The sequence below is a fragment of the Streptomyces sp. NPDC107765 genome (assembly GCF_055657085.1).
The window spans coordinates 85,065-96,586 of sequence record NZ_JBVKBL010000015.1 but is presented as its reverse complement, the minus strand read 5'-3'; the positions used below and the strand labels follow the sequence as shown (position 1 = coordinate 96,586).

Below are 11,522 nucleotides of genomic sequence, written 5' to 3'. Positions count from 1 at the left end.
TCTGGCGTGATGACTGGCCTCAGGATGAGAGGGCTATTGGCTGCGCTCGGCGCTGGGCCGGACCTCCCTCGCCGCGCCCGGTGTCTGCTCGTGACCGGGAGAAGGCGCGGCACCGTCGGGGAGAGCCCTGTTCGCTGCTGCCGGCGCCCCCGGTCCCGAGGATCCCAGCTCCTTGTCCACCCCGCTGCTCGAGCGTGCCGCGGACGCCGTCGTAGTGTGGGGTCCGTCCGGCTCGGGCTCGCCGAACCAAGCGACCGCGACCGCTCCGGCCACGGCCACTACAAAACCGAGGACGGCGACCCAGGCGAATCCCGGACGGGAGGAGTCACCGAGCCAGAGGACGCCGAGGATGCCGGGGACCACGGTCTCGCCCACCACGAGCGCCGCCGTGGCGCCGTTCACCGAACCGATCTGCAGGGCGACGGTGTGCAGATACATTCCGCCGAGACCCGCGACGAGGATCGCGTACAGGGCGGGGTCGGCGAGCATGGACGGCAGATGGAAGGGATCAGCGCCGTTCAGTACCCGTACGCCGACGCCGAGGGCACCGAAGCCCAGACCGGAGAGCAGACCGGCGAAGATTGCAGCCCGTCCGCCCATGAGGCGAACGATCAAGGTGCCGCCTCCCATGAGCAGGACGGAGGCGGCGAGCAGCCACCAGTGGGTGGCGATCGGGGTGTGGCCGTTGCCTTCCGGGCCTGCGGCCGTGGCGAGCAGCACCAGCGCGGAACAGACCACGCCGATGGAGCCCCACTCGGCCTTGCTGAGCCGGATGCCGAGGAGTTTGATGCTCAGAACGGCGGTGATCACGAGGTTCGCGCTGATCACGGTCTGGGACAGGAACAGCGGCAGCAGCCGGGCCGCCAGCGCGCCGAGCCCGAAACCGATGAAGTCCAGCACGGAGCCCACCAGGAATTCCCAGGTCACGGCGGCTTTGGCGGTCGAGGAGAGGCTGGGGCCGCCGTGCTGGGTGACGCCCGTGGTGGAGGCTTTGGCCGCCTCCTGGCGGGCGGATTTACGGGAGCCGACCGCCTGTAGGACCGAGCCCGTGCCATAGCAGGCCGAGGCCGCCACCGCCGTCAGAAGGCCGATGATCACCGAGAGCTCCGTTCGCCCGCTGTCTGCATTACCTGTTCATTGCCTGCTTGGCAGACGTCCATTTCGGGAGGGGAGTTGCCTCGGCGGGCAAACGGATCACGCGTCGCCGGCAGGAGCGCCCGTTCGTCTTTCGGCTGGCCAGGCGGAAAACGTCCCCTCGCTCAGGATGAAGCCCCGCCCCTCAGGCGGACGAGCGCGTCCGGGACCTCATCCACCGAGTCGACAAGGGCGATCCGGGTAGCCATGGGGCGGTCCGCGGCGAGGGCCTGGAGCAGGGGCCAGGTGGGCAGCTTCTTGGTCCAGTGCGCGCGGTTCACCAGCACCATCGGGGTCGGCTCGCCCCGCGACTGGTAGTAGTTCGGGGTCGCATTGTCGAAGATCTCCTGGACGGTCCCCGCCGCGCCGGGCAGGAACACGACGCCGGCGTTCGAGCGTGCCAGCAGGCCGTCCTCGCGCACCGCGTTGACGAAGTACTTGGCGATGTGGGACGCAAAGGCATTGGGCGGTTCGTGTCCGTAGAACCAGGTCGGAATGCCGACCGAGGAGCCGCCGCCCGGCCGGCTCCGGCGTACGTCGAAGGCGGCACGCGCCCAGTCGGTGATCGACGGGCCGAAGTGCGGTGCCTTGGAAAGAATCTCCAGGGCGGAATCGAGCATCTCGTCCTCGAAGGGCGCGGCATACGCGCCGAGGTTCGCGGCCTCCATCGCGCCCGGACCACCACCCGTCGCCACGGTCAGGCCGTCGCGCGCGAGGCGGCGACCGAGCCGGGCCGCCCCTGCATACGCTGCGGACCCACGCTCCAGCGCATGTCCGCCCATGATGCCCACCACCTGTGCGCCCGCAAGGTGTTCGTCGAGGGCGTCGGAGACCGCGTCGTCGTGGATGCTGCGGAGCATCGACGCGAAGATGTCGCCGTCCGACTTGGTGTTCTGGTACCAGTAATAGGTGAGTGCGTCCGGGGTGGTGTCGTAGCCCGCGTCGACCAGTCCCTCGAAAAGCTCCTCCGGCCCGTACAAGCTGCCCCGATAAGGATCGAACGGCAGGTCGGGTATGGGCGGGAAGACCAAGGCGCCGCCGGCCCGTACCTTGGCCGCCGCGTCCGGTTCCATGGCGCATCCGAGAAACACGGATTCCGTGGTGTCCGTGCTGAGGAGCGCGAACGTACGGTCCGTCAGGTCGACCGACTGGATGCGGTAGCCGGCGAGGTTGCCGGTGGAAGCGACCCGGTCGAACTCCTCCAGGGACTCGATCTCACGGTCGCGTTCGGGGTGACGGTCGGATGCTGGGGACTCTGAATTCCGGTGCACGCCCGCCATGCTAGGGCCGCAGGGACTCCACCAGGGGACGAAGGTTACGGTCGGCGGCCGCGGAGTCCAGGGCGGCGCGCAGGGCGTCGTCGTACGTCGGCCGTGCCTTCTTCTGCAGCTTGCGGCCTTCCTCGGTGATCACGCTGTACACGCCGCGCCGGTCGTCGGGGCACAGGTCACGGCGGGTGAGGCCGGAGGACTCCAGGCGCGAGGCCAGCCGGCTCACCGAGCTCTGGTTGAGACCGATGAGATCGGCGAGTTCCTGCATCCGCAGCTCGCCGTCGCCCGCCTCGGCCAGCCGGGCCAGCGCGCGGTACTCCGACAGTCCGATGCTGTGGTGCTGCTGCAGGGCTTTTGCCAGTTCCTGCTCGACGCGCGTGTGCAGTGCTCCGAGCCGGTCCCAGTGCTCCGCGTCCATCGCCATCCGCCCCTTCTGCCTTTTTCCGCTGGGCCCTTGACAGCAGCGTACATGCGCCCGAAACTTATGTATGTGCATGCAAGTGATGCATGCGCATGGAACTAGGGGGGGAGACGAAGATGGTGACGGAGAATGTGGCAACCGAGGCTCGGACGGCGACCGCGACGGCGACCGCCACCGCGACCGAGGTCGAGCGGATCGCCACCGTGCCGGACTGGTACGAGCCATACAAGATCTCACAGGCCATCAGGGCGGGCGGATTGATCCACGTCTCGGGGCAGGCGGGAATCGACGAGCAGGGGCGGACCGTCTCGGACGATTTCCTGGAACAAGGCCGGCAGGCTTTTGCGAACGTCGAACGGGTCCTGGCCGCGGCGGGTGCTTCGTTGGCCGATGTCGTCAAGGTCGGCATCTTCGTGACGGACATGGCGGCCCACCTCGACCATGTCATCACGCTGCGCGAGGAGTTCCTGTCCGAGCCCTATCCCGCCGACACGCTGCTGGAAGTGTCAGCGCTGGCCCAACCGGACTGGCGAATAGAGGTGGAGGTCACGGCGCTGGACCGCCGCTGACTGCGGGGCGCTCGGGTGAGGCAAGCCCGTCATCGCCCCACCCTGGGTAACGTGGTTCGAGGCGGAGGGCCCTACTCAGGGGCACTGCCTCAGGGGACTGCCATATGGGCCAGACGTGTACGGCATGCGTGCACGCACCGCGCTGTCACGACGCACTCCGTCAGCCACCGGGCACCCACCGCCGTGCCCTGCCCACCTGACGTCGCCGCAGACAGGCCAACTGGCTCACCGGTTCCATCACCTGACGCCCACAGCCTGACCGCCACCTGATTGAGGCCGCACACCCCGGCTTCAGGAGTCCCCACTCACCGGCTGGACCCGCACCCCCGACCACCGCCCAACTCCCCACCCCCAGCTGAACGCCAGCACAACCCACAGCTCATCCGTCAACTCAATGCACAACTGGATGACCAGCTCATGCTCAGCCCTCCCGCCGGCTCAATGCATCAACGGCAGCGTCGCCATTTCAGCCACGGTCCAGGTAAGGGGGACCAGGACGATCAAGACGACCAGGGTGCGCAGAGCGGCGGCACGGTGGAGGACGGAGGCGGAGGCGCCCAAGCGGCGCAGGGCGGCCGTGGTCCGGGCGCGGGCCGAGCGGGACTCCAGGGCGGCGGTCAGGGCGCTGGCGGTGACACAGGCGAGGACGACCGTTGCGCCGACGCCGGTGAGGGGACCGAAAGGGCGGGAGGGAACAGAGTCGTAGACCTTGACGGCGACGTAGGCGGCGGAGGCGACCGCGCACAGGACGCCCAGCGGGCGGCCCAGCCGGTGGGACTCCTCCTGGAGGACGCGTCCGGAAAGGAGGCGCAGGGCGCCGGGTCGGCCGGCGCACAGGAGGCGGCCGCAGAGATGCACCAGGCCGGGGCCGGCCAGGACCAGGCCCAGGGCCGACAGGGCCCAGCCGCCCAGTACGCCCGGGGGGCTGCCGATCAGCCGGCCGGGCAGGGGGAGCAGTCCGCCGTGGGCCTTGGAGGCGGGGCTGGTGTAAGCCTCGATCGCCAGGCCCGCAGCGGCCAGCGCGATGCCCCAGGGGAGGCCGGACGGCGGAGCGGTCCGGGGGCGGGGCTCGGCGTCCTGCGACCCGGCGTCGTCGCGGGGGCGCAGGGAGACGGCGGTCGCGGCGGACGCGGTCAGCGGTACGAGGGCCAGCAGGAGGAGGGCTCCCACGAGCGGCAGAGGGTGACCGGCGCCCAGCAGGTCGGCGTCGATGCCGAGGGAGCGGGCGGTGTCCGTGCCGCCGAGGTCGCCGCGGAGGCGCAGAAAGACGAGCAGCGAGAGGAGGACGCCGAGGAAGCAGGTCAGCGCGGTGGAAGCGGTGGCGAGGAGGGTGAGACGGAGGGGGCCCAGGCCGGCGGCGGTCATGCCGCGCTGGAGGCGGGCGGCCGGGTCGGTGCGGGCCGTGGAGACCGCGAGCTGCGCGGTGGCGGCGAGCGGGGCGGCGCACCACAGCAGCCGTACGACGGATTCCTCGGCCGCGGCCGGGTGGCCGGCGGCGTGGCCGAGGGTGGACAGCATGAGGAATCCGGTGCCGGCCGCGGCGGTGGTCACGAGGAGGCGGCGCAGCAGGACGACGGGGTGAGAGCCGCGGGCTAGACGGAGAGCGAGCACGCTGCCCTGCTTTCCTCGTCGGGGGAGCCGGCGCCGGCCGGTGCGGCGGTCGACTGGCGGCCGTCGAGAAGTGCGACGGACCGGTCGGCGAGCGTGCCGATGTCCGGGTCGTGGGTGGCCAGGACCACGGTGATCTGGTGCGAGCGGGCCGCGGTGGTCAGGGTGCGCAGGACCTGGGTGCCGTCGGCGTGGTGCAGGGGGGCGGTCGGCTCGTCGGCGAACAGCACCTGAGGGGTGGTGGCGAGGGCGCGGGCGATGGCGACGCGCTGGCGCTGGGACTGGTCGAGCTGGGCGGGGCGGCGGCGGGCGCACATGCCGACGTCGAGGCGGTCGAGCCATTCGATCGCGGTGTGCTTCGCGGAGCGGGCGCCGGTGCCGCGCAGCAGCAGGGGGAGGGCGGCGTTCTCCCAGGCGGTGAGTTCGGGAACGAGGTGAGGTTCGGTGTCGATCCAGCCGAACCGGTCGAGACGCAGCCGTTCGCGGCTGGGGGAGGAGAGGGTGTGCACGGGGGCGCTGTTGAACCAGACCTCGCCCTCGGTCGGGACGAGTTGACCGGAGAGGCACTTCAGGAGGGTGGTCTTACCGCTGCCGCGCGGGCCGTTGACGGCGAGGATCTCACCCTCGCGGACGCCGAGCGAGATTCCGGCGAGGGCGGTGGTCCCGCCGTACGTGTGGTGCAGGCCGCGGGCCCAGAGAACGTCGTTGTCAGGCGGGGCCACCATCTGCGCACCTCTTGCTTGTTCGCGTCGATTCGTTCCCCCGACCGGGTGAACGACCATGGAGGGTATCGGTCACTAGCACGGTAAGGAGTGCTGACCCCCGGTATTCGCCGCTTGGCAGCACAACGGCCCAGATTCACTCGTATGGCTTGAAGTGAGTGAATCTGAGCCGCTGGGTGTTCAGTTGTGTATCTGGGAGCTCCGCATCAGCGAAACGGGAGGTGACGCGATGATCAGAGCTTGGTCCAGGCCTCGGTGAGGACCGCGCGCAGGATCTGCTCGATCTCGTCGAAGACCGGCTGGTCGGCGATCAGCGGCGGGGCCAGCTGGATGACCGGGTCGCCACGGTCGTCGGCCCGGCAGTAGAGACCGTTGTCGTACAGGGCCTTGGAGAGGAAGCCGTAGAGGACGCGCTCGGTCTCCTCGTCGTTGAACGACTCCTTGGTGGCCTTGTCCTTGACGAGCTCGATGCCGTAGAAGAAGCCGTTGCCGCGGACGTCACCGACGATCGGCAGGTCGTGCAGCTTCTGCAGGGTGCTCAGGAAGTTGCCCTCGTTGTCGAGGACGTGCTGGTTGAGACCCTCACGCTCGAAGATGTCGAGGTTGGCGATACCGACGGCCGCGGAGACCGGGTGGCCACCGAAGGTGTAGCCGTGCAGGAAGGTGTTGTCGCCCTTGTAGAACGGCTCGGCCAGGCGGTCGGAGATGATGCAGGCGCCGATCGGGGAGTAGCCCGAGGTCATGCCCTTGGCGCAGGTGATCATGTCCGGCACGTAGCCGAACTTGTCGCAGGCGAACATCGTGCCGAGACGGCCGAAGGCGCAGATGACCTCGTCGGAGACGAGCAGCACGTCGTACTGGTCGCAGATCTCGCGGACCCGCTGGAAGTAGCCGGGCGGCGGCGGGAAGCAGCCACCGGCGTTCTGCACCGGCTCCAGGAAGACTGCCGCGACGGTCTCGGGGCCCTCGAAGAGGATCTGCTGCTCGATCTGGTCGGCGCACCAGCGGCCGAAGGCCTCCGGGTCGTCACCGAAGATCGGGGCGCGGTAGAGGTTGGTGTTCGGCACCTTGTGCGCGCCGGGGACCAGCGGCTCGAAGGGGGCCTTCAGGGCCGGCAGGCCGGTGATCGACAGGGCGCCCTGCGGGGTGCCGTGGTAGGCGACCGCACGCGAGATGACCTTGTGCTTGGTGGGCTTCCCGGTGAGCTTGAAGTACTGCTTGGCCAGCTTCCAGGCGGTCTCGACGGCCTCGCCGCCACCGGTGGTGAAGAAGACCTTGTTCAGGTCGCCCGGGGCGTGCTGGGCCAGGCGCTCGGCCAGCTCGACGGCCTTGGGGTGGGCGTAGGACCACACAGGGAAGAAGGCCAGTTCCTGCGCCTGCTTGTAGGCGGTCTCGGCGAGCTCGACCCGGCCGTGTCCGGCGTTGACCACAAAGAGGCCGGCGAGGCCGTCGATGTAGCGCTTGCCCTTGTCGTCGTAGATGTTGGTGCCCTCACCGCGCACGATCGTGGGCACGGGAGAGTTCTCGTACGACGACATGCGGGTGAAGTGCATCCACAGGTGGTCGTACGCCGTCTTGGAGAGGTCGGCGCTCATTGCTATCTCGTTCCCCAGGTGTAGGTCTGCTTCCGGAGCTTGAGGTACACGAAGCTCTCGGTGGATCGAACGCCGGGAAGCGTGCGGATCCGCTTGTTGATCATTTCCAGAAGGTGGTCGTCGTCCTCGCAGACGATCTCGATGATGAGATCGAAGGAGCCTGCGGTCATGACGACGTACTCGACCTCCTCCATGGTCGTCAGGGCGTCGGCCACGGGGTCGAGGTCACCCTCGACGTTGATGCCGACCATTGCCTGCCGACGGAAACCGACCGTGAGGGGGTCGGTGACCGCGACGATCTGCATCACGCCTTGGTCGAGCAGTTTCTGTACGCGCTGCCGCACGGCCGCCTCGGACAGGCCTACGGCCTTGCCGATCGCGGCGTACGGACGGCGCCCGTCCTCCTGGAGCTGCTCGATGATCGCCAGGGAGACGGAGTCGATCGACGGAGTGCCGTTTCTGTCACGAGTGGCCACGTCCCTCACTGTGCACGAGCCTCGACAGTCTTGCAACCCTAAATCGATGAAATTAGTCGTGTCGCGAGCAGAATTTCACTGATTCCGTTGTTCCCGAGTGGCGGGTGTGTTGAAAACGTGGGTTCCGCGGCTAGGGTGGTGCCAAACCACCGGACAGTGGTTCCCAACCACCGGACACATCTGACTGAAGGGGGCGCACAGTGACCACCGCACTGCGTCGTCTGCGCAACTACATCGACGGGGAGTTCCGGGACGCCGCCGACGGGCGGACCACGGAGGTGGTCAATCCCGCGACGGGTGAGGCATACGCCACCGCCCCTCTCTCGGGTGCCGCCGACGTGGACGCGGCGATGGCCGCGGCCGAGGCTGCTTTTCCCGTATGGCGTGACCTGATCCCCGCCGAGCGGCAGAAGGTCCTGCTCAAGATCGCGGACCGCTTCGAGGAGCGCGCCGAGGAGCTGATCGCCGCCGAGTCGGAGAACTGCGGCAAGCCGATCGCGCTCGTCCGCTCCGAGGAAATCCCGCCGATGGTGGACCAGATCCGCTTCTTCGCGGGTGCCGCCCGGATGCTGGAGGGCCGCTCGGCCGGCGAGTACATGGACGGCTTCACGTCCATCATCCGCCGCGAGCCGGTGGGTGTCTGCGCCCAGGTCGCGCCGTGGAACTACCCGATGATGATGGCCGTGTGGAAGTTCGCCCCGGCCATGGCCGCGGGCAACACCGTCGTCATCAAGCCGTCCGACACCACCCCCGCCTCGACGGTGCTGATCGCCGACATCATCGGCAGCGTGCTGGACGAGCTGGGCCACCCGCGCGGCGTGTTCAACGTCCTCTGCGGTGACCGTGAGACCGGCCGCCTCATGGTCGAGCACGAGGTCCCGGCGATGGCCTCGATCACCGGCTCGGTGCGCGCCGGCATGCAGGTCGCCGAGTCCGCCTCCAAGGACCTCAAGCGGGTCCACCTGGAGCTGGGCGGCAAGGCCCCGGTCGTCGTCTTCGAGGACACCGACATCGCCAAGGCCGTCGAGGACATCGCGGTCGCCGGCTACTTCAACGCCGGCCAGGACTGTACGGCCGCCACCCGCGTGCTGGTCCAGGAGTCCATCCACGACGAGTTCGTCGCCGCGCTCGCCAAGAAGGCCGCGGAGACCAAGACCGGTGCGGTCGACGACGAGGACGTGCTCTACGGCCCGCTGAACAACGCCAACCAGCTCAAGCAGGTCAAGGGCTTCATCGAGCGGCTGCCCGCGCACGCCAAGATCGAGGCGGGCGGCGAGCAGGTCGGCGAGAAGGGCTACTTCTTCGCCCCGACCGTCGTCTCGGGTCTTAAGCAGGACGACGAGATCGTCCAGCACGAGGTGTTCGGCCCGGTCATCACCGTCCAGTCCTTCTCCGACGAGAAGCAGGCGGTGGAGTGGGCCAACGGCGTCGAGTACGCGCTGGCATCCTCGGTGTGGACCAAGGACCACGCCCGCGCCATGCGGCTGTCCAAGAGCCTCGACTTCGGCTGTGTGTGGATCAACACCCACATCCCGCTCGTCGCCGAGATGCCGCACGGCGGATTCAAGAAGTCCGGTTACGGCAAGGACCTTTCGGCCTACGGCTTCGACGACTACACCCGCATCAAGCACGTGATGACCTCGCTCAACGACTGAGCGGCCCGGCCGGCCTGACCGGCCGACCCGGGGGATCCCCACCGTCGAGCGGCACGGAACGCTCGACACACCGTCGCGGGCGGAGGCCCGGCAACTGACGCTCTGTCGCTTGCCGCCTCCGCCCGCGGCACGTGAGAGTGCTCGTCATGGCTGATCTTTCGCGGCGGACGCTGCTCCGGGGCATGGGCGCAACGGGTGTGACGGGGGCGCTGGCCGCCCTGACCGGATGCGGGGTGCCGCCCGCCTACGTCGAGGCCGCGGACCGCGGGGGCCCGGACCGTTCCGGGCGGGACCGGAAGATCGTCTTCGCCAACTGGCCGCTCTACATCGACGTCGACGACCACGACAAGGAGCGGCGCCCCACCCTCGACGCGTTCCAGCGCCGCACCGGGATCTCCGTCACGTACACCGAGGAGATCAACGACAACGACGAGTTCTTCGGCAAGATCAGCCCGGCGCTGATGAACCACCAGAGCACCGGCCGCGACCTGATCGTCATCAGCGACTGGATGTGCGCGCGGTTCGTCCGGCTCGGGTGGGTGCAGAAGATGGACCGCGCCGCCCAGCCGAACGTCGCCACGTACCTCGATCCGCTGCTGCGCACCGCGCACTTCGACCCCGGCCGGCTGCACTCGGTGCCCTGGCAGTCCGGGATCACCGGCATCGCCTACAACCGCAAGAAGCTCGGCCGGGAGATCAAGCACACCTCGGACCTCTGGAAGCCCGATCTGCGCGGCCGGGTCACCCTGCTCTCCGGGCTCGACGAGGCGTTCGCCCTGCTCATGCAGGGAAACGGGGTCGACATCACCCGCTGGACGGCGGACGACTTCTACCGGATGACCGACCAGATCCGGGGCCTGGTCCACCAGGGCCACATCCGGCGCTTCACCGGCAACGACTACATCAAGGACCTCGACTCGGGGGACGTGCTCGCCGCCCAGGCCTACTCCGGCGATGTGATCCAGCTCCAGGCGGACAACCCGGACATCGAGTTCGTGGTGCCCCAGGAGGGCGCCGAACTGTGGGCGGAGAGCCTGATGATCCCCAACCTCGCCGACCACAAGCGCAACGCGGAGCGGCTGATCGACTACTACTACGCGCCGGAGGTCGCCGCGGACCTGGCCGCCTGGGTCAATTACGTCTGTCCCGTACCGGCCGCCCGCGACGTCCTGGCCTCCTCCAAGGACAAGGAGCGGGCCGCGCTCGCCGAGGACCCGCTGATCTTCCCCGACGACGCGATGCGCAAGCGGCTGGCCATCGCCCGGGACATCACGTCCAAGGAGCGGACCGAGTTCGCGAAGGAGTGGAACGGGATCGTAGGGCTGTAGGGAGGGGCGCGGAGCGCGGCGGGGGCGCCGCGTCTAGAGCGGCGGAATGTCGTTCTGGCCGGCTCCGACGGGGACCTGGTGGCCCGGTGGGAGGTCGTGGGAGGGCTGGCCCTTGAGGCTGGTGCCGATGGCCTGGGCGGAGAAGGTCCTGCCGGCCGGGAGCATGGCCGTGTACTGGGTGTGCCCGGTGCGTACCGCTTTGCGTTCCTTCTTGGTCGGGGAGGTGGCGATCTCGATCGTGTCGCCCTTCTCGGCGCCGGTCAGCTTGGCCCAGACCGTGTGGCAGCCGGGGCTGTAGCGGACCGAGACCTGCATGCTTCCGGCCAGCTCCCGGGCCAGGGTGACCGCGCCCCGGTCGCAGTGGGTGTCCTTGGGGTCGAGGCCGTCGCAGTCGATCATCGTGCAGGTCGGGGGCTCGGTCGCGGACGTGACGGCGGACGGGGCGTGGACGGGACCGGCCGCGCCGTCGCGCTCGTCGTCCCGTTCACCGCCCGCGAGCAGCGGGATCGTCACGGTCAGCACGGTGGTCACCGCGGCCACGATCACCGAACCGATCAGCGTCTCGGGGCCGTGCCGCTTCAGCCAGGAGCGCTCGTGGGGCGGAGCCGTACGCGGGCTCGTTCCCGAGTGGTCCGTCCCGCCGTGGGGATCATCCGCATCGCCTCGTGAGCCGGGCACGCGACCTCCTGCGCTGGGTGACTCTTCGTCAGGAGGGCAGGATAGGGCGATTGGCCTGATATGAC

The 11,522-nt window shown here is 69.1% G+C and carries 11 protein-coding genes; 3 read left to right on the top strand and 8 right to left on the bottom strand.

The annotated features are described in order from the left end of the window. Positions 1–33 precede the first annotated feature (33 nt). The 3 genes from ACZ7MX_RS30760 to ACZ7MX_RS30750 all read right to left on the bottom strand — a co-directional run bounded on the left by ACZ7MX_RS30760 (position 34) and on the right by ACZ7MX_RS30750 (position 2,823). Positions 34–1,098 (bottom strand): DMT family protein, encoded by a 1,065-nt coding sequence (locus ACZ7MX_RS30760; protein WP_472136795.1) that lies wholly within the window; start codon positions 1,096–1,098, stop codon positions 34–36. A 161-nt stretch (positions 1,099–1,259) separates the two neighbouring features. Then, positions 1,260–2,414: an LOG family protein gene (locus ACZ7MX_RS30755; RefSeq protein ID WP_472136793.1), complete on the bottom strand. Its 1,155-nt coding sequence runs from the start codon at positions 2,412–2,414 to the stop codon at positions 1,260–1,262. 1 nt (position 2,415) lies between these two features. After that, on the bottom strand, positions 2,416–2,823 hold the full coding sequence (locus ACZ7MX_RS30750; protein ID WP_467577597.1) for a MarR family winged helix-turn-helix transcriptional regulator: 408 nt from the start codon (positions 2,821–2,823) through the stop codon (positions 2,416–2,418). A 119-nt stretch (positions 2,824–2,942) separates the two neighbouring features. On the opposite strand from ACZ7MX_RS30750, the gene ACZ7MX_RS30745 reads away from it, so the two are divergent. Next, positions 2,943–3,395: a RidA family protein gene (locus ACZ7MX_RS30745; protein WP_472136791.1), complete on the top strand. Its 453-nt coding sequence runs from the start codon at positions 2,943–2,945 to the stop codon at positions 3,393–3,395. Positions 3,396–3,833: 438 nt separating this feature from the next. Here ACZ7MX_RS30745 and ACZ7MX_RS30740 read toward each other — a convergent pair whose 3' ends face one another. The 4 genes from ACZ7MX_RS30740 to ACZ7MX_RS30725 form a co-directional block, all read right to left on the bottom strand. Next, on the bottom strand, positions 3,834–5,006 hold the full coding sequence (locus ACZ7MX_RS30740) for a hypothetical protein (protein WP_472136789.1): 1,173 nt from the start codon (positions 5,004–5,006) through the stop codon (positions 3,834–3,836). Continuing rightward, positions 4,988–5,728: an ABC transporter ATP-binding protein gene (locus ACZ7MX_RS30735; protein WP_393566516.1), complete on the bottom strand. Its 741-nt coding sequence runs from the start codon at positions 5,726–5,728 to the stop codon at positions 4,988–4,990. The genes ACZ7MX_RS30740 and ACZ7MX_RS30735 overlap by 19 nt, the downstream gene beginning before the upstream one ends. Positions 5,729–5,958: 230 nt before the next feature. Then, the gene (locus ACZ7MX_RS30730) at positions 5,959–7,320 is read right to left on the bottom strand and encodes an aspartate aminotransferase family protein (RefSeq protein ID WP_472136787.1); all 1,362 of its coding nucleotides are present in this window, start codon (positions 7,318–7,320) and stop codon (positions 5,959–5,961) included. 2 nt (positions 7,321–7,322) lie between these two features. Continuing rightward, positions 7,323–7,796: an Lrp/AsnC family transcriptional regulator gene (locus ACZ7MX_RS30725; protein WP_018087114.1), complete on the bottom strand. Its 474-nt coding sequence runs from the start codon at positions 7,794–7,796 to the stop codon at positions 7,323–7,325. 200 nt (positions 7,797–7,996) lie between these two features. Between ACZ7MX_RS30725 and ACZ7MX_RS30720 the strand changes: the two genes are divergently transcribed. Continuing rightward, positions 7,997–9,451, top strand: coding sequence for a gamma-aminobutyraldehyde dehydrogenase (locus ACZ7MX_RS30720; protein WP_472136785.1), 1,455 nt, complete (start codon positions 7,997–7,999; stop codon positions 9,449–9,451). 146 nt (positions 9,452–9,597) lie between these two features. Then, a complete protein-coding gene (locus ACZ7MX_RS30715) occupies positions 9,598–10,779 on the top strand; it encodes an ABC transporter substrate-binding protein (RefSeq protein ID WP_472136783.1) in 1,182 nt (393 codons plus the stop codon). A gap of 33 nt (positions 10,780–10,812) precedes the next feature. Here ACZ7MX_RS30715 and ACZ7MX_RS30710 read toward each other — a convergent pair whose 3' ends face one another. Next, a complete protein-coding gene (locus tag ACZ7MX_RS30710; protein WP_472136782.1) occupies positions 10,813–11,457 on the bottom strand; it encodes a DUF2690 domain-containing protein in 645 nt (214 codons plus the stop codon). Positions 11,458–11,522 lie beyond the last annotated feature (65 nt).

What these genes read in the sequence shown, in the direction of transcription:
- ACZ7MX_RS30715 (WP_472136783.1), top strand. Translation starts at nt 9,598, where the DNA reads ATGGCTGATCTTTCGCGGCGGACGCTGCTCCGGGGCATGGGCGCAACG.
- ACZ7MX_RS30750 (WP_467577597.1), bottom strand. Translation starts at nt 2,823, where the DNA reads ATGGACGCGGAGCACTGGGACCGGCTCGGAGCACTGCACACGCGCGTC.
- ACZ7MX_RS30730 (WP_472136787.1), bottom strand. Translation starts at nt 7,320, where the DNA reads ATGAGCGCCGACCTCTCCAAGACGGCGTACGACCACCTGTGGATGCAC.
- ACZ7MX_RS30755 (WP_472136793.1), bottom strand. Translation starts at nt 2,414, where the DNA reads ATGGCGGGCGTGCACCGGAATTCAGAGTCCCCAGCATCCGACCGTCAC.
- ACZ7MX_RS30735 (WP_393566516.1), bottom strand. Translation starts at nt 5,728, where the DNA reads ATGGTGGCCCCGCCTGACAACGACGTTCTCTGGGCCCGCGGCCTGCAC.
- ACZ7MX_RS30745 (WP_472136791.1), top strand. Translation starts at nt 2,943, where the DNA reads ATGGTGACGGAGAATGTGGCAACCGAGGCTCGGACGGCGACCGCGACG.